The organism is Pseudomonas sp. RW407, assembly GCF_003176655.1.
Taxonomy (GTDB): domain Bacteria; phylum Pseudomonadota; class Gammaproteobacteria; order Pseudomonadales; family Pseudomonadaceae; genus Pseudomonas; species Pseudomonas delhiensis.
Window position 1 is genome coordinate 522,818 of sequence record NZ_QGSL01000088.1, and the last position, 21,030, is coordinate 543,847.

The window sequence follows — 21,030 nt, forward strand, 5'->3', positions numbered from 1 at the left end:
AGTCCAGGTCGCTGGCGTAGAAGCGCGACCACTGGATGGGCATCAGCCCGGGCAGGCTGAAGTCGGTTTCGCCTGCCTCGGTGAGCAGCTTGCGCCCGGTGGTGGCGTCCACCGGGTTGCCGAACAGGCCGCCCAGCACCCGTTCGGTGACCGGGGCGATGATCATCCGGCCGACCGCCTCGCTGATCGCGAAGCCGGCCGCGAAGCGCAGGGCGCATGGCATGGCGGCCTTGAGCCCGGATTGCAGCCCCAGCCTGGCCAGGGACACCAGGCCCCGCCCGAGCCCGGCCACGACCAGCAGGACCTCCACCGTCGCCCGTAGCCAGTGGGGCACCTCGTCGTCCACCGGCAGGTACTGCACGGTGCCGCCGCCGATGAAGACGTCGGATGAGCCGCCATCGATGGTGGCGCCGCAGGTGAGCTTGTCGCCCTTGCGCGCGGCGGCGACGTCGTTGATGAAGACGTTGCTGGAGCCTTCGGCCACCTGGATCAGCGGCGGATGCTTGTCGCAGATGGCGGTGCTGCGCGCGACGTGGGCGGCATTGCGCTGGTTGATGAAGACGTCCGGGGAGCCTGTTTCGATGATGCCCGCCGGCGAGCTGAACAGCCGGCCGACGCTTTCCCCGAGTGAGGCGAGCCAACCGCCCATGACGGCAGCCCCTCCTGTCATCAGCCCGGCCAGCAGACAGGCAGCGAGGCCGCCTGTGAAGGGAAAGAAGACGGTGGCCGCGGCCACCAGGGCAATCCCCAGCACCGCCCCGACCAGGAAGCCGGTGAGTGCATTGCTGTGGGCGATTTCATCGTGCAGGCGAGCGGCTTCGTACATGGCGGCTCACCCCCTGCCAGGGGATGCGACTGGCGCATCCGGCTGCCGGAGACTCGCGGCCGCGCCTGGCTGCAACTGCCAAGGGGTTCCGCAATGGGCAACGGGGACGATGCGAAGGGCGACGGCAACCCTGCCGCCTGGGCGAACGAAATCCATTTCCGGCATCCTGCGCCAACTCCATTGCCCTGTGAAAGGGCGAAAGAAACTACCCTCGCCCCTCACTGTCAAGTCGCCACTTTTGCCGAAAAATAGCAGCAATTAGCCACTACACGAGGCATTTTCCCTCTCTCCCGTCCTCCTCGCCCAGCGCCCCGCCAACCCCCAGGCGCCAGGGATTCCGGGACGAGCAAGGTCGTTCCGCGCTCCTGCTAGCTGCGCGCAGGCCACTCCGGCATGCCGGTGGCCGGCCTGGGTGGTAGGGCTTCGCTGGGAAGCAGCGGATGGGCTCCCGGGAAGCTTCCCTGCTCGGCTTCGGAATAATCGACAATGCTGGCGACGGCCGAGCGCAGCTGGCCCAGGCTGAAGGGCCGTTCCAGCACCTGCAGCAGCGGCACGTGCTGGCGCCAGGCCCAGTCCAGCAGTTCTCGGCGCTGCGCCTCGCTGAAGCTGCCGACCAGCAGGAACTGCTGGATGCCCGGGTTGCGGCTCAGGTGCAGGAGGGTCGCGAGGTCGTCCTCGCAAAGGCTGAACTTGTCGTAGATGAACAGGTTGTAGTGCTCCCCGCCGGCCAGCGCCTGGTCAACCTCGGCCAGGTTCACGCACAGGCTCAGGTGGTAGACCTCCAGGCGGTTCAGCAGGATGCCGTACTGCTGCAGGCAGCCGGGATGCGGGCAGAAGACCAGAGTGCGGCGCGATAGCGGCAACATGGCGGTTTCCTCGAGAAAAAAGCGACGCGAACCACTCTATAGGCGTGCTTCGAGGAAAAAGATCGGACAAATCCGAAAAGGCCCTAAGGGTATACCGAGGGGCGGCCGGGCTTCAGTCCTGGGGCTTGTGGCCGCTGTGCAGGCGGGTGATCAGCTCCGCCTCGGCCTGGGACAACCCGCAGGCCTGGGCCAGGTCGGAGGCCGAGGCGCCCATCCCGGCCAGGCGCGCGGCCTGGCTGAAGGACAGGCTGGTGGGGTCGCGCTGTTCCAGGCGCGCCAGGCGCTCGGGCAGGTTGGCCAGTTGCTTGCGCAACTCGCCCAGTTCCTCGCCCATGCGCACGTTGACACGCTGGTAGGCCTCGCTGCGCTTGGCCAGCTCCTTCAGGCGCTGTTCCAGGGTGGCGTGGCGCGCGGCCTGCTCTGCCAGCTGCGCGGCCAGGCGGCGCTGCCCCTGCAACAGCCAGGCGCAGAAGCCGATCAGCCCGAGGCAGACGACGGCGAGCAGGACGACGAGTTCGAGCACCTCAGATGCTCTCCAGCTCCGACCACTCTTCCTCGGTCATCATCTTGTCCAGCTCGACCAGGATCAGCAGCTCGCCGTTCTTGTTGCACACGCCCTGGATGAACTTGGCCGACTCGTCGTTGCCGACGTTGGGCGCGGTCTCGATCTCGGACTGACGCAGGTAGACCACCTCGGCGACGCTGTCGACCAGGATGCCCACCACCTGCTTGTCCGCCTCGATGATGACGATGCGGGTGTTGTCCGAGACCGACGCCGAGTCCAGGCCGAAGCGCTGGCGGGTGTCGATCACGGTGACCACGTTGCCGCGCAGGTTGATGATCCCCAGCACGTAGCTGGGCGCGCCCGGCACCGGGGCGATCTCGGTATAGCGCAGCACTTCCTGGACCTGCATCACGTTGATGCCGTAGGTCTCGTTGTCCAGGCGGAAGGTGACCCACTGCAGAATCGGATCTTCGGCACCTTGCGCAGACGTCTTGTTCATATCCCTAGCCTCTCGTGTTCGGCCACGCCCCAAGGGTAGCGCAGCGGTTGTCGTTCAATTGCCTCGCCGGCCCGTCAGTGGCGGGCCTGGCTGCGGAGCGCGCCGCTGTCGATCAGCCCGGCCAGGGCCGAGACGTCGAGCAGCGCGCACATCTGTTCGATCACCGTGCCGGCCAGCCACGGGCGTTGCTGGCGCTGGCTGCGCCATTTCACCTCGGACGGGTCCAGGCGCACGGAGCGGCTGACCTGGTGCACCGCCAGGCCCCATTCGTAGCCCTGCACGGAAATCACGTACTGCAGGCCTTCGCGGTAGTCGTCGCGGTAGCGCTCGGGCATCACCCAGCGCGCGGTATCCAGCACCTTCAGGTTGCCCGACTGGCTGGGCAGGATGCCGAGGAACCAGTCCGGCTGGCCGAACAGCGGCGTCAGTTCCTTGCCGGCCAGCGGGTAGATGGAGCCCAGGCACACCAGCGGCACGGCCAGGGTCAGCCCGGCGACGTCGAACAGCAGGCACTCGAAGGGCTCGGCGGCCCACACCGGGCGGCCGTCGTCGAGCAGCGCCAGCGGCGCCGGGGGCATCTGCGCGCTGCCCGGGCGGTGCAGGTCGATCACCTCGTCGGCGGCTTCCTCCGGCGCTGCGGCCTCGGCCACCGGCGGCTCGACGGGCGGTGGCGCCTCGGCCACCGGCGCGGTGGCGCGCGCGACCAGGCGCGCATCGCGCACCTGCTCCTCGAGCACCGCGGCCTCGAACTCGTCGAGGCTGACGCTGCTGGAGGGCTCGAGCTCGGCGACCGGCGCCACCAGCGCAGGCACCGCAGTCAGCACCGGGGCGGCCGGCGCAGGGGCCGGTGCCTGGGCCTCGAAATCGTCGAATGTGGCCTCCTGCAGCAGCGCGTCCAGGTAGGACTGCAGCGCGAGCTGGGGGCGTGTGGCGGTAGCGGAACGGCTCATGCAGAAAATCCGCGCAAAGGGTTCACCCAGCCTATCGGCCGGACCGGGCCCAGACTTGAAGGCACCCGTCGGAAAAACATCGCTCAGGCCACCTGGCTCGCCGGCACCTGGCCGAGCAGGTGCTTGAGCAGTGCGCGGTAGGCGATGACCCCGCGGCTGTTGGCGTCGTGGCGCGAGGGCACCACGCCGTGGCGGCTGGCGTCGCGCAGGCGGGTGTCGATCGGGATGAACGCCGGCCACAGGGTGTCCGGGTAGGTGTCGCGCAGCATGCGCAGGGCTCCGATGGAGGCCTGGGTACGGCGGTCGAACAGCGTCGGCACTATGGTGAAGGGCAGCGCCTGGCGCCGCGAGCGGTTGACCATGTTGAGGGTATTGACCATGCGTTCCAGGCCCTTCAGCGCCAGGAACTCGGTCTGCACCGGGATCACCAGGTGCTGGCTGGCGGCCATGGCGTTGACCATCAGCACGCCCAGCAGCGGCGGGCTGTCGATGATGGCGTGGTCGAAGTCCTGCCACAGCTGCGCCAGGGCCTTGGAGATCACCAGGCCCAGGCCGTTCTGCCCGGGCGACTGGCGCTCCAGGGTGGCCAGGGCGGTGCTCGACGGCAGCAGGGCGATCTTCTCGTGGCTGGTGGGCAGCAGCAGTTGCTGCGGCAACCCCTCGGGCACCGCGCCCTGGTGCTGGAACAGGTCGAAGACGCTGTGCTCCAGAGTGTCCGGGTCGTGCCCGAAGTAGCTGGTCATGGAGCCGTGGGGGTCGAGGTCGACCACCACCACGCGCTTGCCGGCGTCGGCCAGCAGGCCGGCCAGGGCGATGGACGAGGTGGTCTTGCCGACGCCACCCTTCTGGTTGGCTACCGCCCAGACTTTCATGCTGCTCTCCCCGGTCCGTGTGCTCGGTTCATGTCTTTCATCGTTCTCAGCTTCCAGGAGCCGGCGCCGGCGGCGGGGAATTGACGCTGCCGGCCGCAGGCGCATCACTGGCAGCCACCGGTGCAGGTTGCGTGCCAGCCTGCCGCAGGGCGCCATCCGGCTGCGCCTTGGCGCTGCCCACGCCGCTGACGCTGCGGCGCACTTCCAGGTTGCGGGAGATCACCAGCACCACCCGGCGGTTGCGCGCGCGGCCCTCGGCGCTGGCATTGTCCGCCACCGGCTGGAACTCGCCGTAGCCCACCGCCGCCATGCGCGAGGGGGAAACGCCGTCCTGGGCCAGCAGGCGGACTATGCTCGCCGCCCGCGCCGCCGACAACTCCCAGTTGGTGGGGTACTGGGCGTTGTGAATGGGGACATTGTCGGTGAAGCCCTCGACGTGGATGGGGTTCTGGTAGGGCGCCAGAATCCCGGCGACCTTCTCGACGATGCCGAAGGCGGCATCCGCCGGCATGGCGTCGCCGCTGGGGAACAGCAGGCTGGAATTGAGGGTGATCTCGATCCACAGCTCGTTGCCGCGCACGCTCAACTGGTCGCTGCCGATCAGGTCGCCGAACTGCGCGCGCACGGCATCGGCTATCTGCGTCAGCGGGTCGCCGTCGAGGTTGTCGTCGCCGCCCTGCTGCATGGCGTCGTTGGGCTGCCGGGTGGTGCGCGGGCGGTCGTCGCCCACCGGGATCGGCTTGATCGAGCGGTCCGGCTGGTTGAACACGCCGGTGAGGGTCTCGGAGAGGATCTTGTACTTGCCCTCGTTGATCGAGGAGATGGAGTACATCACCACGAAGAAGGCGAACAGCAGGGTGATGAAGTCCGCGTAGGACACCAGCCAGCGTTCGTGGTTCTCGTGCTCCTCGCGGGGCGGGCGGCGGGCCATGGCGCAGCGCCCCTCAGCCGACGAAGCCTTGCAGCTTCAGTTCGATGGAGCGCGGGTTCTCGCCCTCGGCGATGGACAGCAGGCCTTCCATGAGCATTTCCCGGTAGCTGGACTGGCGCAGCACCAGGCTCTTGAGCTTGTTGCCCACCGGCAGCAGCAGCAGGTTGGCCATGCCCACGCCATAGATGGTGGCGACGAAGGCCACGGCGATGCCGTTGCCCAGCTGGCTGGGGTCGGCCAGGTTGCCCATCACGTGGATCAGGCCCATGACCGCGCCGATGATGCCGATGGTCGGCGCGTAGCCGCCCATGGCCTCGAACACCTTGGCGGCCTGCAGGTCGCGGCCTTCCTGGTTGAACAGGTCGACTTCGAGGATGCTGCGGATGGCCTCCGGCTCCACGCCGTCCACCAGCAGCTGCAGGCCCTTGCGGGCGTAGGGGTCGGGCTCGGCGTCGGCGATGGTCTCCAGGCCCAGCAGGCCTTCCTTGCGCGCGGTCATGCTCCAGCCCACCACGCGGTTGATGCCGCCGGGCAGGTCGATCTTCGGCGGCAGGACGATCCAGCGCAGCAGGCTCAGGGCGCGCTTGAGCACCAGCACCGGGGTCTGCACCAGGGCCGCGGCCAGGGTGCCGCCGACCACGATGAGCGCCGCCGGGCCATTGGCCAGGGCGCTGATGTGCCCGCCCTCGAGGAAGTTGCCGCCGATGATGGCGACCAGCGCGAGGATCAGGCCGACGAGGCTCAGTACATCCATCAGCCACAGGCCTCGGAGAGGTGCCGGCCGATGTCGTCGAGGCTGTACACGGCGTCGGCCAGGCCGGCCTTGGCGATGGCCATGGGCATGCCGTAGATCACGCAGCTGGCCTCGTCCTGGGCCCACACCTGGCTGCCGCTCTGCTTGAGCATGCGCGCGCCCTCGCGGCCGTCGGCGCCCATGCCGGTGAGGACCACCGCCAGGACCTTGTCGCCGTAGGCCTTGGACGCCGAGCCGAAGGTGACGTCGACGCAGGGCTTGTAGTTCAGGCGCTCGTCGCCGGGGAGGATGCGCACCACCCCGCGCGAGTCGATCATCATCTGCTTGCCGCCGGGCGCCAGCAGGGCCAGGCCGGGGCGCAGGTGGTCGCCGTCCTCGGCTTCCTTGACGCTGATCTTGCAGAGCTTGTCCAGGCGCTCGGCGAAGGCCTTGGTGAAGGCCGCCGGCATGTGCTGGATCAGCACCAGGGGCGCGGGGAAGTTGGCCGGCAGCTGGGTCAGCACCCGCTGCAAGGCTACCGGCCCACCGGTGGAGGTACCGATGGCGACCAGCCGGTAGGGCTTACGCTTTGGCGAGGCGGAGGCCGCCGGGGCTGTGGCAGGGGCTGGCTGCGCCGAGGCGCGCGGCGCGGCGCTGGCCGGCGCCGGGGTACTGGCACCGCTGCCGGGGGAACTCAGGAAGGACGCATAGCGGCGGTTGGCACGGGCGATGCTGTGGACCTTCTCGCAGAGCAACTGGCGCACCTTCTCGGGGGTGCGCGAGATGTCCTCGAAGTTCTTCGGCAGGTAGTCCACCGCGCCGGCGTCCAGGGCGTCGAGGGTGACGCGGGCGCCTTCGTGGGTCAGCGAAGAGAACATCAGGACCGGCGTCGGGCAGCGCTGCATGATGTTGCGCACCGCGGTGATGCCGTCCATCAGCGGCATCTCGTAGTCCATGGTGATGACGTCGGGCTTGAGCGCCAGCGCCTGCTCGATCGCCTCGCGGCCGTTGGTGGCCGTGCCGACCACCTGAATCTGCGGGTCGGCGGAGAGGATCTCCGAGACGCGGCGGCGGAAGAATCCCGAATCGTCCACTACCAGGACTTTGACAGCCATAAACACTCCTGATTGAAGCCTTGCGGGCGCGCGGGCGTCCCCGCGCGCCGGGTCAGATACGCCGCGCGTAGCGCTTGAGCATGCTCGGCACATCGAGGATCAGGGCGATGCGCCCGTCGCCGGTGATGGTCGCCCCGGCCATGCCGGGGGTACCCTGGAGCATCTTGCCCAGGGGCTTGATCACCACCTCTTCCTGGCCCACCAGCTGGTCGACCACGAAACCGATGCGCTGGGTGCCCACCGAGATGATCACCACGTGGCCCTCGCTGGATTCGTCGCACTGCGCGCCCGGCACCAGCCAGCGCTTGAGGTAGAACAGCGGCAGGGCCTTGTCGCGGACGATCACCACTTCCTGGCCGTCGACCACGTTGGTGCGCGACAGGTCCAGGTGGAAGATCTCGTTGACGTTGACCAGCGGGAAGGCGAAGGCCTGGTCGCCGAGCATCACCATCAGCGTCGGCATGATCGCCAGGGTCAGCGGCACCTTGATGACGATCTTCGAGCCCTGGCCCTTGGCCGAGTAGATGTTGATGATGCCGTTGAGCTGGGAAATCTTGGTCTTCACCACGTCCATGCCGACGCCGCGGCCGGACACGTCGGAAATCTCGGTCTTGGTCGAGAAGCCCGGGGCGAAGATCAGGTTGTAGCAGTCCGACTCGCTCAGGCGCTCGGCGGCGTCCTTGTCCAGCAGGCCCTTCTCCACCGCCTTGGCGCGGAGGATGTCCGGGTCCATGCCCTTGCCGTCGTCGGAGATCGACAGCAGGATGTGGTCGCCCTCCTGCTCGGCGGACAGCACCACCCGGCCGCCGCGCGCCTTGCCGGCGGCCTCGCGCTCCTCGGGCGACTCGATGCCGTGGTCCACGGCGTTGCGCACCAGGTGCACCAGCGGGTCGGCCAGGGCCTCGACCAGGTTCTTGTCCAGGTCGGTCTCCTCGCCCACCAGCTCGAGGTTGATCTCTTTCTTCAGGTTGCGCGCCAGGTCGCGCACCAGCCGCGGGAAGCGTCCGAAGACCTTCTTGATCGGCTGCATGCGCGTCTTCATCACCGACATCTGCAGGTCGGCGGTGACCACGTCGAGGTTGGCCACGGCCTTGGCCATGGCCTCGTCGCCGCTGTTGCTGCCCAGGCGCACCAGGCGGTTACGCACCAGCACCAGCTCGCCGACCATGTTCATGATCTCGTCCAGGCGCGCGGTGTCCACGCGCACCGTGGTCTCCGCCTCGCTGGCGCTCTTCTCGTGGGCCGGCGCGGGAACGGCGGCCGGGCGCGGGCTGTCCGCGGGCTTGGCGGCCGGCTTGGGCGCGGGCTTGGGCTTGGCCACGGCGGCCGGCTCGGCGGCCTTGGCCGGCGCGGGGGCGGCTGACGGGGCCGGCGTGGCGGCAGCGTCGGCGCTGAACTTGCCCTTGCCGTGCAGTTGGTCCAGCAACGCCTCGAATTCGTCGTCGGTGATGTTGTCGCCGCCGGCGGCGGGCGCCTCGGCTTCGGCCGGCGCAGCGGAGGCGACAGGCGCAGCGGGTTCTTCCGTCGCACCGCCGAACTTGCCTTTGCCGTGCAACTGGTCGAGCAGCGCCTCGAACTCGTCGTCGGTGATCTCGTCGCCAGCGGCCGGCGCTTCGGCCGGAGCGGGCGCAGCGGCCGACTCTTCCGGCAGGCTGCTGGCGCCGCTGAACTGGCCCTTGCCGTGCAACTGGTCGAGCAGGGCCTCGAATTCGTCGTCGGTGATCTCGTCGCCGGCGCCGGCGGCCCCGGCCTGCGGCGGCTGTTCGGCCTGCGGCGCCTGGTCGCCCGGCTGCAGGGCGTCGAGCAGTTGCTCGAACTCGGCGTCGGTGATGTCGCCATAGGCGGCCGGCTCGGCGGCGGGTTCCGGCGCGGCGGCTTCTTCCTGGGGCGCGGCTTCGACGGCGTCGTCGTCGCCCGGTTCGGCCAGGCGCGCCAGCGCGGCGAGCAGCTCGGGGGTGGCCGGGGTCGGCTCTTCCTGGTCGCGGACCTGGGCGAACATGACGTTGACCGTGTCCAGCGCCTGCAGGACCACGTCCATCAGCTCGGAGGTGACGCGGCGTTCACCCTTGCGCAGGATGTCGAAGACGTTCTCCGCCACGTGGCAGCATTCCACCAGGGCGTTCAGCTGGAGGAAGCCGGCGCCGCCCTTGACGGTGTGGAAACCACGGAAAATGGCATTGAGCAGGTCCATGTCGTCCGGCCGGCTTTCCAGCTCGACCAGTTGCTCGGACAGTTGCTCGAGAATCTCGCCGGCCTCCACCAGAAAGTCCTGGAGGATCTCGTCATCGGCGTCGAAGCTCATTCGGTGCTCCCCACGGTGTGTTCACACACCTCAAAAACCAAGGCTGGACAACAGGTCATCGACATCGTCCTGACCGGATACGACGTCCATTCTCTTATCGGCAGCAACCTGCGGACCTTCACCCTTGGACGATCTTTCTTTTTCGACGGCCGTGCGCAGGCCCTCGTGGTCGTGCTCGATACCGGCGTAGCGATCCACCTGCCCGGCCATCCAGACCAGCTTGACCAGGTTGCTCTCCACCTCGGTGACCAGCCGGGTGACGCGCTTGATCACCTGCCCGGTGAGGTCCTGGAAGTCCTGCGCCAGCAGGATGTCGTTCAGGTGCGCAGAGAGCTTGCGGCTGTCCTGGGCGCTGCTGTAGAGGAAGGCCTCGACGCGCTTGGCCAGCTCGCGGAAGGCCTCAGGGCCCAGCTCGCGGCGCATGAAGCGCGACCACTGTTCCTGCAGCTCCTTGGCCTCGCCCTCGATGTGGCCGACCAGCGGCGTGCACTCTTCCACCAGGTCCATGGTGCGGTTGGCCGCCTTCTCGGTCATCTGCACCACGTACGACAGGCGGTCGGTGGCGTCGGCGATCTGCGACATTTCCTCGGCGTGGCGCGAGCGCGGGTCGATCTGGAAATTGACGATGGCGTTGTGCAGCTCGCGGGTGAGCTTGCCGACCTCCTGGTAGAGGCCGCGGTCACGGGCCTGGTTGAGCTCCTGGATGAGCTGCACGGCCTGCTGCACTTCGCCGCGCTCCAGGCTCTCGACCAATTCGCGCGCGTGTTTCTTCAGGGTCGACTCGAAGTCGCCCCCCTTGGATTCGTTGACGAGATCCATGACGCCCTCTTGGTCGGCTTCAGCCGCCGACCCGCTCGAATATCTTCTCGATCTTCTCTTTCAGCACCTGGGCGGTGAAAGGCTTGACCACGTAGCCGTTGACCCCGGCCTGGGCCGCTTCGATGATCTGGTCGCGCTTGGCCTCGGCGGTGACCATCAGCACCGGCAGGTGCTTCAGGCGCTCGTCGGCGCGTACCGCGCGCAGCAGGTCGATGCCGGTCATGCCGGGCATGTTCCAGTCGGTGACGAGGAAGTCGAAGTTGCCGCTGTGCAGCATCGGCAGCGCGGTGGTGCCGTCATCGGCTTCCGCGGTGTTGGTGAACCCCAGGTCGCGCAGGAGGTTCTTGATGATGCGCCTCATCGTGGAGAAGTCGTCCACGATGAGAATTTTCATGTTCTTGTCCAAACCTGCCTCCGTCCAGTCCCGGCGCGCCGTGGCGGGCGCGCCTTGAATACCCTTGGGCGGGCGCCCTGGCGGCGCCTGCCGTGTTGCTTGTCCGCGGCGGAGCGGGCTGCCGGCGCCTGCCGTCCCCTCCCCGCACGCTCGCCGGCCTTCATGGCGAAGGGCCAGCACCTATCGCGCCGACGGGATTCTATACGCCCCGCCGGAAAATTCCGTTACTTCCTTGTGTCCACCGGTCGATCAGTGCGCACGCCACTCCGACAGCCGGGCCCGCAGGCGCGCGGCGCACTGGCTGTGCAGCTGGCTGACCCGCGACTCGCTCACCCCGAGCACCTCGCCGATCTCCTTGAGGTTCAGCTCCTCGTCGTAGTACAGCGCCAGCACCAGGCGCTCGCGCTCGGGCAGCTTGGTGATGGCGTCGGCCAGCGCCTGCTGGAAACGCTCGTCCTCCAGGCCGTGGGAGGGCTCGTTGTCCAGGTGCGTGGTGTCTTCCGCCGGGCCCTGGGCGCCTTCCTGCAGCAGGTCGTCGAAACTGTAAAGGCGGCTGCCCTGGGTGTCGCTTAAGATCGCGTAGTAATCGTCGAGGCTCATATTGAGTTCGGCAGCGACTTCCTGATCTTTAGCGTCGCGTCCGGTTCGCGCCTCGATGGTGCGGATCGCGTCGCTGACCAGGCGGGTGTTGCGGTGCACCGAACGCGGCGCCCAGTCGCCCTTGCGCACCTCGTCGAGCATGGCTCCGCGGATGCGGATGCCGGCGTAGGTCTCGAAACTGGCTCCCTTGCCCTGGTCGTACTTCTTCGCCGCCTCGAGCAGGCCGATCATCCCGGCCTGCATCAGGTCCTCCACCTGCACGCTGGCCGGCAGCCGGCCCAGCAGGTGGTAGGCGATACGCTTGACCAGCGGCGCATAGCGCTGGATCAGTTCTTCCTGGGTATTGCGCGCCTGCGTCTTGCTGTACATAAGCGCTCCGGAGCCGCTCATCATACGGTCGAACCCGTGGTCGGATGCTGCACCAGGCGCTCGACGAAGAACTCCAGGTGCCCGCGCGGGTTGGCCGGCAGCGGCCAGCTGTCGACTTTCTGGGCGATGGCGCGGAAGGCCAGCGAGGCCTTGCTGCGCGGGAAGGCTTCATACACCGAGCGCTGCTTCTGCACGGCCTTGCGCACCGACTCGTCGTAGGGGATGGCGCCGACGTACTGCAGGGCCACGTCGAGGAAGCGGTCGGTGACCTTGGTCAGCTTGGCGAACAGGTTGCGCCCTTCCTGCGGGCTGTGCGCCATGTTCGCCAGCACGCGGAAGCGCGTCATGCCGTAGTCGCGGTTCAGCAGCTTTATCAGTGCGTAGGCATCGGTGATCGAAGTCGGTTCGTCGCAGACCACCAGCAGCACTTCCTGGGCCGCGCGGACGAAGCTGACCACCGAATCGCCGATGCCGGCGGCAGTGTCCACCAGCAGCACGTCGATGTTCTCGCTGATGTCGCTGAAGGCCTGGATCAACCCGGCGTGCTGCATGGGCGAGAGCTGCACCATGCTCTGCGTGCCCGAGGCCGCCGGGACGATGCGGATGCCGCCGGGGCCCTGGAGGATCACGTCACGCAGGTCGCATTCGCCTTCGATGACGTCGGCCAGGGTGCGCTTGGGCGAAAGCCCCATCAGCACGTCGACGTTGGCCAGGCCGAGGTCGGCGTCCAGCAGCATGACGCGGCGGCCGAGGTCGGCCAGCGCCATCGCCAGGTTCACCGAGACGTTGGTCTTGCCGACGCCACCCTTGCCACCGGTGACCGCGATTACCTGAACGGGATGCATACCCATAGTCTTACCTTGTCTCTTCATCGTCCCCGGCGCGGTGGGCGCCTGGGTCTGCCGGTCGCGGTGCTCTCCCGCCACCAGCGCTTACGGATCTGCTCGAGCATCCGTATCCGCCTGGCGCCCCCGCGTGCGGGGGCGCCCCTGGAATCCGTCAGCCGACGTGTCGCGCCGGCTGCTGATAGAGGCCGGCGAACATGCCGGCCATGGTGTCCTCGCATGGCTCCTCGGGAGCCTGCAGGCTGACCGCGCGACTGACCAGCTGGTGCGCGCGCGCCACCTGCAGATCATCCGGAATTCGCGGCCCGTCCGCCAGATAGGCAACCGGCATGCGTTGTGCTATCACCAGCGCCAGGGCCTCGCCCAGGCTGCCCGCCTCGTCCAGCTTGGTCAGTATGCAACCGGCCAGGCCGCAGCTGCGATAGGCGTGCCAGGCGGCCTTGAGCACCTGGCTCTGGCTGGTCGCGGCCAGCACCAGGTAATTCTTCACGTTCAGGCTCTGCGCCGCCAGGGCCTCGAGCTGCATGCGCAGCGCCGGGTCGCTGGCCGGCAGGCCGGCGGTGTCGATCAGCACCAGGCGCTTGCCCGCCAGCGGCGCCATGGCCTGCAGCAGCGACTGGCCGGGGTCGACCAGGGTCACCGGCACGTTGAGGATGCGGCCCAGGGACTTGATCTGCTCCTGGGCGCCCAGGCGGAAGCTGTCCATGCTGACCAGCGCCAGGTTGTGCGCACCGTACTTGAGGACGTAGCGCGCCGCCAGCTTGGCCAGGGTGGTGGTCTTGCCCATACCGGCCGGGCCGACCAGGGCGATCACCCCGCCCTGCTCCAGCAGGTCGGCGTCGGGGGTGCGGATCGAGCGCGCCAGGTGGGCCAGGAGCATGCGCCAGGCCTGCTTGGGGTCGGCGATCGAGGCCACGCGCTCGAGCAGCTGGCGGCCCAGGTCCGCCGGCATGCCCATGCGCTGCAGGCGGCGCCACAGGCCGGCCTGTTTCGGGCGCTGGTGCTGCAGCTGGCTCCAGGCGATGGAGCCCAGCTGCACTTCGAGCAGCTCGCGCAGGCCGTTGAGTTCGAAGCGCATGGCGTCCAGTGCCTGCTGGCTGACGGCGGCCGGCGCGGCGGCGGGCGCCGGGGCGGCCATGGCCTCGGCCAGGCTCGGGCGTTTGGCCGGCTCGGCGCCGTACAATTGACGGTCCTTGCGCGCGGTGGCGGCGGCGCGCACCGGGCTGTCCAGCTCGGCGCGGGCCTGGGCGATGCGCTGCTGGGTCTGGCGCAGCTCGGCCTCCAGCGCCGGGTTCGGCTTGCTGGCCGCTGCCGGCGGCTGGTAGTCCAGCGCCGCGGTCAGCTCGACACCGCCGGCGACCCGGCGGTTGCCGATGATGGCGGCATCCGCGCCCAGCTCGTCACGGACCAGTTTCATGGCCTGACGCATATCGGCGGCGAAGAAGCGTTTAACCTGCATGGCGCTGTCCTTCAGTTCTGTCCAACGGTGGCGACGATGGTGACTTGCTTGTTATCCGGAATTTCCTGGTAGGCCAGCACGCTCATGCTCGGCACCGCCATCCGCGCGAAACGCGACATCATCGCGCGGATCGGCCCGGCCACCAGCAGGATCGCCGGCTTGCCGAGCATTTCCTGGCGCTGTGCGGTCTCGACCAGCGAGCGCTGCAGTTTTTCCGCCATGCCCGGCTCCAGCAGAATGCCGTCTTCCGAACCTTGCCCGGCCTTCTGCATGCTGTTCAGCAAGATCTGTTCCAACCTGGGCTCGAGAGTGATCACAGGCAGCTCCGGCTCTAGTCCCACAATGCCTTGGACGATTGCGCGGCTCAGCGCCACCCGTACCGCGGCCACCATGGCGGCGGGATCTTGACTCTTGGCGGCAACGTTGGCGATGGCCTCGGCGATGGTGCGGATGTCGCGCACCGGCACCTGCTCCTGCAGCAGGTTCTGCAGGACCTTGAGCAGGGTGGACAGGGAAATCAGCCCCGGAACCAGTTCTTCCGCCAGCTTCGGCGAGGTCTTGGCCAGCAGCTGCAGCAGCTGCTGGACTTCCTCGTGGCCGAGCAGCTCGTGGGCATGCTTGTGCAGCACCTGGTTGAGGTGGGTGGCGACCACGGTGCTGGCGTCCACCACGGTGTAGCCCAGGGACTGCGCCTGGTCGCGCTGGCCGGGCTCGATCCACACGGCTTCCAGGCCGAAGGCCGGGTCCTTGCCGGCGATGCCGTTGAGGGTGCCGAAGACCTGGCCGGGGTTGATCGCCAGCTCGCGGTCCGGGTAGATCTCCGCTTCCGCCACGCTGACGCCCATGAGCGTCAAGCGATAGGCGTTGGGCAGCAGGTCGAGGTTGTCGCGGATGTGCACCGAGGGCATCAGGAAGCCCATGTCCTGGGACAGCTTCTTGCGCACGCCCTTGATCCGCGCCAGCAGCTGGCCGCCCTGGTTGCGGTCCACCAGCGGGATCAGCCGGTAGCCGACCTCCAGGCCGACCATGTCCACCGGGGTCACGTCGTCCCAGCCCAGCTCCTTGGTTTCCTGGGCGCGCTGGGCCGGCAGCAGCTCCTGCTGGCGCTGGGTTTCCTGGACCTCGGCCTGGGCCGCCTTGCGCTGGCGCTGGACGATCAGCCAGGCGCCGCCGGCGGCCACCGAGCCGAGGCCGATGAAGGAGACGTGGGGCATGCCCGGGACCAGGCCCATGGCGATGAGGATGGCGGCGGAGATGGCCAGGGCCTTGGGCGAGGCGAACATCTGCCGGTTGACCTGCTGGCCCATGTCCTCGGAACTGGAGACGCGGGTCACCATGATCGCCGCCGCGGTGGACAGCAGCAGCGACGGCAGCTGCGCCACCAGGCCGTCGCCGATGGTCAGCAGGGCGTAGACCTTGCCGGCGTCGCCGAAGGACATGGAATGCTGGATCACGCCGATGGCGACGCCACCGATCAGGTTGATGAAGAGGATCAGCAGGCCGGCGACGGCATCGCCGCGGACGAACTTGCTGGCACCGTCCATGGAGCCGTAGAAGTCGGCCTCCTGGGCCACCTCGGCGCGGCGCTTCTTGGCCTCGGCCTGCTCGATGAGGCCGGCGTTGAGGTCGGCGTCGATGGCCATCTGCTTGCCGGGCATGGCGTCCAGGGTGAAACGCGCGCTCACTTCGGAGATACGCCCGGCGCCCTTGGTGACCACCACGAAGTTGATGATCATGAGGATCGCGAAGACCACGATGCCGACCACGTAGTTGCCGCCGATCACCACCTCGCCGAAGGCCTGGATCACCTTGCCGGCGGCGGCGTGGCCATCGTGGCCGTGGAGCAGCACCACGCGGGTGGAGGCGACGTTCAGCGCCAGGCGCAGCAGGGTGGCGACCAGCAGGATGGTCGGGAACACGGCGAAGTCCAGCGGGCGCAGGGCGTACACGCAGACCAGCAGGACGACGATGGACAGGGCGATGTTGAAGGTGAACAGCACGTCCAGCAGGAACGGCGGGATCGGCAGGGTCATCATGCCCAGCATCGCCAGCAGCAGCAGCGGCACACCCAGGTTGCCGCGGCCCAGGCCGGCCAGGTTGCTGCGCACTGTTCCGATCAATTGCGTACGATCCACCCCGAACTCCCCTACCCTGGTACAACAAACTTTTGACGCCGACGGTGCCGGCGCAAGGGTATCTGCAGGAAGCGTTCCAACTTTCTCGGAGCCAGGTGTGGCGCGGATTTCCGACGAAATCCCGGGGGGCGGCCAAGGCCAACGGCGGATAACCGCGAACGGTTATTCGCCCTACGGTGGGAGTAGCGACGTAGCCAGGAGCATCAGGATGGCTGCGGATTTTCCGGCCGCTCAGGACAGCCCCCTCTCCCGCTTGCGGGAGAGGGGGCTCTTGAGCCCAACACCTACGTCGTTCACGAGCAAGCTCGCTCCTACAGCGCAGGCAAAATGCTGACGGTGAAGCGCAGCGCTTCCTTGTAGGAGCGCGCCCTGCGCGCGATTCGCGGGCAGGGCCCGCTCCTACACTTCCGGGTAGCCGGGGTGATGGGTTCGTCGCCCCGGCAAGCAAAAAAAAACCGCGGCCGGAGCCGCGGTTTTCTGGGTCACGCCAGGATCAGTGGACCAGGATCGAGGCCTTCTTCGCCCGTACCTTCTCCGGGTTGATCAGGAAGCGGGCCAGGGCCGGCAGCAGCCAGAGCGCGCCGAACATGTTCCACAGCAGCATGAAGGTCAGCATCAGGCCCATGTCGGCCTGGAACTTGATGGCCGAGAAGATCCAGGTGGCCACGCCGATGGCCAGGCACAGGCCGGTGAACAGCACGGCCTTGCCGGTGGACTTCAGGGTCTCGTAGTAGGCCTCCTGCAGCGACAGGCCCTGGCGCAGGAAGGACTCCAGGCGGGTGTAGATGTAGATCCCGTAGTCCACGCCGATGCCCACGCCGAGCGCGATCACCGGCAGCGTCGCCACCTTGACGCCGATGCCGAGGGTGGCCATCAGCGCGTTGCCCAGCACCGAGGTGAGGATCAGCGGCAGGACGATGCAGAGGGTCGCGGCGAAGGAGCGGAAGGTGATCATGCACATGACCGCCACGCAGATGTAGACCAGCACCAGGATGATCAGCTCGGACTGCTTGATCACCTCGTTGGTGGCTGCCTCGATGCCGGCGTTGCCCGCGGCCAGCTTGAACTTCAGGTCATCCTTCTCGTGCTCGGCGGCGAACTCCTGCACGGCATGCACGGCGCGGTCGAGGGTCTCGGCCTTGTGGTCGTTGAGGAACACCAGCAGGGGCGCCAGCGAGCAGCTGCTGTTGTACAGGCCGTCGGCGCGGCTGATGGAATTGTTCAGCACGTCCTTGTTGCGCGACAGGGTCTCCCACTTCAGGTTGCCCTCGTTCATGCCCTTGATCACCTGCTTGGACACGGTGACCAGGGAGATGGCCGACTGCACGCCCTCGGTGTTCTCCAGCTTCCACGACAGCTCGTCGATGGCCTGCAGCGTCTGGTGCGCGGAGCAACCCTCGGCCGCCGACTCGACCATCACCACCAGCACGTCGGAGCTGGTGGAGTAGTTGCGGATGATGAAGTCGTTGTCCTGGTTGTAGCGCGAGTCCGGGCGCAGCTCCGGGGCGCCCTGGTCGAGGTCGCCGATCTTCAGGTGATGGCCCTGCCAGAGGCCGCCGGCGAACATCACCAGGGCGATCAGGATGGAGATGGGCGCCACCTTGGAACTGGCGAAGTTGGACAGCAGGCGCCAGAACGGATGCTCGCGCACCGCGTCCTTCTTGCTGCGCTCCACCGCGCGCTTGCTGATGCCGATGTAGGAGATCGCCACCGGCAGCAGGATCAGGTTGGTGAAGACGATCACCGCCACGCCGATGGAGGCGCCGATGGCCAGCTCGCGGATCACCCCGATGTCGATCACCAGCAGGGTGATGAAGCCCACGGCGTCGGCCAGGATGGCGATCATGCCCGGCAGGAACAGCTGGCGGAAGGTGCGCCGCGCGGCCAGCAGCGGGGTTTCCGCGTCACTGGACTGCAGGGCGATACCGTTGATCTTCTGCACCCCGTGGGAGATGCCGATGGCGAAGATCAGGAAAGGCACCAGCATCGAGTACGGGTCCAGCCCGAAGCCGATGCTGTGCAGCAGGCCGAGCTGCCAGATCACCGCCACCAGGGTGGTGGACAGCACGGCGATGGTCGAGCGCACGCACTTGGTGAACCACAGCAGCAGCACCAGGGTGATGACGAAGCAGATGCCGAAGAAGCCGACCACCATCACCAGGCCGTCGATCAGGTCGCCGACCTTCTTGGCGAAGCCGACGATGTGGATCTTCACGTTGGGGTTCTGCGCCTGGTACTTGTCGCGGATCTTCTCTTCCAGCTCATGGGAGAACTGCCGGTAGTCCAGCTTCAGCAGCTTGCTCTGGTCCTTGGCGTCGGGGTAGACCTCCAGCAGCGGCACGTCGACGATGCTGGACTTGAAGTTGTTCGCCACCAGGCGGCCGATCTGCCCGGACTTGAGCACGTTGTCGCGCAGCTTCTCCAGGGCCTTGGCCGAACCGTCGTAGGTCTGCGGGATGACCTCGCCGCCGGCGAAGCCTTCCTCGGTCACCTCGGTCCAGCGCACGCTGGGGCTCCACAGCGACTTCAGGCCGGAACGGTCGACGCCGGGGATGTAGAACACCTCGTCATGGATCTGCCGCAGGGTGTCCATGTACTCCTTGGTGAAGATGTCGCCGTTCACCGCCTCCACCGAGATGCGCACGGTGTTGCCCAGGTTGGACAGGTCGTTGATGTGGCTCAGCATGTTCTGGATGAACGGGTGCTTGAGCGGGATCATCTTCTCGAAGCTGGTGGACGGCCGCACCTGGGTCGCCTGGAAGGCGAGGAACAGGGTCACCAGCAGGCAGATGAAGATCACGATCGGGCGGTTGTTGAAGATCAGGCGCTCGAGCAGGGTCGCCTTGTCCTGGTGATGCGAATTGACTGCGTTCATGGGGCTTCCCCGGCTCATTGTTGTTCTGTCAGCTCGGCGCCGGTCGCCGAAGCCAGGTGGATGCCGCCCTGGCCGACCAGCACCAGGTTGCCGTCGCCGGCGGCGCCGACCCCGGCCAGCGCCAGGCGGTCGGGCCGGTTGAAGATGTTGAAGGTGCGGCCGTCGTCCTTGCTCACCAGTACGCTGCCGCTGTTGCCGACCACGGCGATGCTGCCGTCGGGCAGCAGCGAGCCTTCGGCCAGGCCGAACTCCAGGGTGCCGTCACCGGCGATGGGCAGCGCCACCTGTTCCCAGGTGTCGCCGAAGTCGGTGGAGCGGAACAGGTGCCCACGCAGGCCGTAGATCAGCACGGTGCCGGCCTGGGCGGTGCCGACGGCGCCGAACAGCGAGCCCTCGTAGGGGCCCTGCAGTTTCTCCCAGGTCTGGCCCCAGTCCTTCGAGCGGAACAGGCTGCCGGATTCGCCCACCACCAGCAGGCCGGAATCCTTCACCGCGGCGATGCCGTTGAGGTGGAACTGGTCCTCGTTGTCCAGGCGCTCGCTGACGTCTTCCCAGTTCTTGCCGCCGTCGTGGGTTTCCAGCATGGCGCCGTAGGCGCCCACGGCCAGGCCGTGGCTCTCGTCCTGGAACCACACGTCCAGCAGCGGCGCCTCGCGCTTGAGGTCCTCGAACTGGCGCGTCCAGGTGGCGCCGGCGTCCTCGCTGACGAGGATCTGCGCGTCGTGGCCGACCGCCCAGCCCTTCTTGTCGTTGACGAAGAACACCGCGGTCAGCAGCTGGCGGGTGGGCACCTTGGCCTGGACCCAGCGCTTGCCGTTGTCGTCGGAATAGAGGATGTGCCCGCGATCGCCGACCGCCACCAGGCGCTTGCCGGCGTGGCTGACGCTCAGCAGCAGGCTGCTGGGGGCCTTGGCCGAGGCGATGGCATAGCCATCGGTGTCGCTGGCCGGCGCATCCGTCGCGCTGGCGTGCAGCGGAACGGCCGCCAGCCACAGCAGCGAGAACGCGCCGAGCAGCGAAAGCGATTTGCGCAGGGGGGACGGGGAAGCGGAAACCGAGGGCCCGGACGAACGCACGGACAGCTCGCCGGTGGCGTGCCGCAGATGCTCACGCATATAGCCTTACCTCTTTGTTTTTATTGCAGGCGGATAGGGAGTGGTCGTTATATGCCAGCCTTTCTGCAGCCTGACAATTAAAGGCACGTTATCTTTTGTTAAGCGCAGCGGGACTCATCCAAAAGGACTAGGGAAAGCTGCAGCCCAGTCGCCACGCGGCTTCCAGCGGACACGAAAAAGATACCGACGGTAACACTCCGGGTATTTACGGGTACCTGGACGCGTCCGGGGAAACACTCGGGAACCTGCGGTGCGGATATGTGCAGGAGCGGACTCCGTCCGCGATCCGCGCGGGAATCTCCGGCTATCGCGGACAAAGTCCGCTCCTATGACCGTGCTTCCCTGGAATTGTAGGAGCGGGCCCTGCCCGCGATTTCGCGCGCAGGGCGCGCTCCTACAGGGGAATGGCGCGGGTGGGGCGGCGTAGGAGCGGATCTCATCCGCGATCCGCGCCGGAATCTCCGGCTATCGCGGACGAAGTCTCCTACCCTGCCGGGGGGCACTGCTTCTCGTAGGAGCGAGCTTGCTCGCGAACAGGCTCCGCTGCGGGGCTTGGTTCGCGAGCAAGCTCGCTCCTACGAAGAGCACATCGGCGCAGCCGGCAAGACAGTTGCTCCTACGGCCGTGCTTCCCTGGAATTGTAGGAGCGGGCCCTGCCCGCGATTTCGCGCGCAGGGCGCGCTCCTACAGGGGAATGGCGCGGGTGGGGCGGCATAGGAACGGATCTCATCCGCGATCCGCGCGGGAGTCTCCGGCTATCGCGGACAAGGTCCGCTCCTACGGCCGTGCCCGAGCGTAGGGCGAATAACCGTTCGCGGTT

At 67.6% G+C, this 21,030-nt stretch carries 18 protein-coding genes; all 18 read right to left on the bottom strand.

Annotated elements, in window-relative coordinates; all coding sequences use genetic code 11:
• On the bottom strand, positions 1–826 hold an 826-nt coding region (locus DK254_RS08930), incomplete at its 3' end, for a PAAR domain-containing protein (protein ID WP_177412050.1).
• Between the two features lie 368 nt (positions 827–1,194).
• Positions 1,195–1,692: a hypothetical protein gene (locus tag DK254_RS08935; protein WP_109933497.1), complete on the bottom strand. Its 498-nt coding sequence runs from the start codon at positions 1,690–1,692 to the stop codon at positions 1,195–1,197.
• A 112-nt stretch (positions 1,693–1,804) separates the two neighbouring features.
• Positions 1,805–2,215, bottom strand: a complete 411-nt coding sequence (locus DK254_RS08940; protein ID WP_109933498.1) for a DUF2802 domain-containing protein — start codon at positions 2,213–2,215, stop codon at positions 1,805–1,807.
• 1 nt (position 2,216) lies between these two features.
• Complete coding sequence (locus DK254_RS08945; protein ID WP_089392712.1) at positions 2,217–2,696, bottom strand: chemotaxis protein CheW; 480 nt, start codon at positions 2,694–2,696, stop codon at positions 2,217–2,219.
• A gap of 74 nt (positions 2,697–2,770) precedes the next feature.
• Positions 2,771–3,646, bottom strand: coding sequence for a CheW domain-containing protein (locus DK254_RS08950; RefSeq protein ID WP_109933499.1), 876 nt, complete (start codon positions 3,644–3,646; stop codon positions 2,771–2,773).
• 83 nt (positions 3,647–3,729) lie between these two features.
• Positions 3,730–4,518 (bottom strand): ParA family protein, encoded by a 789-nt coding sequence (locus DK254_RS08955; RefSeq protein WP_109933500.1) that lies wholly within the window; start codon positions 4,516–4,518, stop codon positions 3,730–3,732.
• A 46-nt stretch (positions 4,519–4,564) separates the two neighbouring features.
• Positions 4,565–5,449 carry a flagellar motor protein MotD gene (gene motD, locus DK254_RS08960; protein ID WP_109933501.1) on the bottom strand — a complete coding sequence of 295 codons (885 nt, stop codon included), beginning with the start codon at positions 5,447–5,449 and terminating at the stop codon, positions 4,565–4,567.
• A 13-nt stretch (positions 5,450–5,462) separates the two neighbouring features.
• The gene (locus DK254_RS08965; RefSeq protein ID WP_089392716.1) at positions 5,463–6,203 is read right to left on the bottom strand and encodes a flagellar motor protein; all 741 of its coding nucleotides are present in this window, start codon (positions 6,201–6,203) and stop codon (positions 5,463–5,465) included.
• A complete protein-coding gene (locus DK254_RS08970; RefSeq protein ID WP_109933502.1) occupies positions 6,203–7,297 on the bottom strand; it encodes a chemotaxis response regulator protein-glutamate methylesterase in 1,095 nt (364 codons plus the stop codon). Before DK254_RS08970 ends, DK254_RS08965 begins: the two co-directional genes overlap by 1 nt.
• Positions 7,298–7,349: 52 nt before the next feature.
• Positions 7,350–9,599, bottom strand: a complete 2,250-nt coding sequence (locus DK254_RS08975) for a chemotaxis protein CheA (RefSeq protein WP_109933503.1) — start codon at positions 9,597–9,599, stop codon at positions 7,350–7,352.
• A 30-nt stretch (positions 9,600–9,629) separates the two neighbouring features.
• On the bottom strand, positions 9,630–10,418 hold the full coding sequence (locus DK254_RS08980; protein ID WP_089392719.1) for a protein phosphatase CheZ: 789 nt from the start codon (positions 10,416–10,418) through the stop codon (positions 9,630–9,632).
• 19 nt (positions 10,419–10,437) lie between these two features.
• Positions 10,438–10,812: a chemotaxis response regulator CheY gene (locus DK254_RS08985; RefSeq protein ID WP_009621098.1), complete on the bottom strand. Its 375-nt coding sequence runs from the start codon at positions 10,810–10,812 to the stop codon at positions 10,438–10,440.
• 249 nt (positions 10,813–11,061) lie between these two features.
• A complete protein-coding gene (gene fliA, locus DK254_RS08990; protein WP_109933504.1) occupies positions 11,062–11,805 on the bottom strand; it encodes an RNA polymerase sigma factor FliA in 744 nt (247 codons plus the stop codon).
• Complete coding sequence (fleN, locus tag DK254_RS08995; protein ID WP_371921111.1) at positions 11,802–12,653, bottom strand: flagellar synthesis regulator FleN; 852 nt, start codon at positions 12,651–12,653, stop codon at positions 11,802–11,804. Before fleN ends, fliA begins: the two co-directional genes overlap by 4 nt.
• Positions 12,654–12,780: 127 nt before the next feature.
• Positions 12,781–14,085 (bottom strand): flagellar biosynthesis protein FlhF, encoded by a 1,305-nt coding sequence (gene flhF / locus DK254_RS09000; RefSeq protein WP_109933506.1) that lies wholly within the window; start codon positions 14,083–14,085, stop codon positions 12,781–12,783.
• A gap of 11 nt (positions 14,086–14,096) precedes the next feature.
• Positions 14,097–16,220: a flagellar biosynthesis protein FlhA gene (flhA, locus tag DK254_RS09005; RefSeq protein ID WP_109933507.1), complete on the bottom strand. Its 2,124-nt coding sequence runs from the start codon at positions 16,218–16,220 to the stop codon at positions 14,097–14,099.
• Between the two features lie 493 nt (positions 16,221–16,713).
• Positions 16,714–19,095, bottom strand: coding sequence for an RND family transporter (locus tag DK254_RS09010; protein ID WP_109933508.1), 2,382 nt, complete (start codon positions 19,093–19,095; stop codon positions 16,714–16,716).
• 14 nt (positions 19,096–19,109) lie between these two features.
• Positions 19,110–20,210, bottom strand: a complete 1,101-nt coding sequence (locus tag DK254_RS09015) for a YCF48-related protein (protein ID WP_109933509.1) — start codon at positions 20,208–20,210, stop codon at positions 19,110–19,112.
• Between the last annotated feature and the right edge of the window lie 820 nt (positions 20,211–21,030).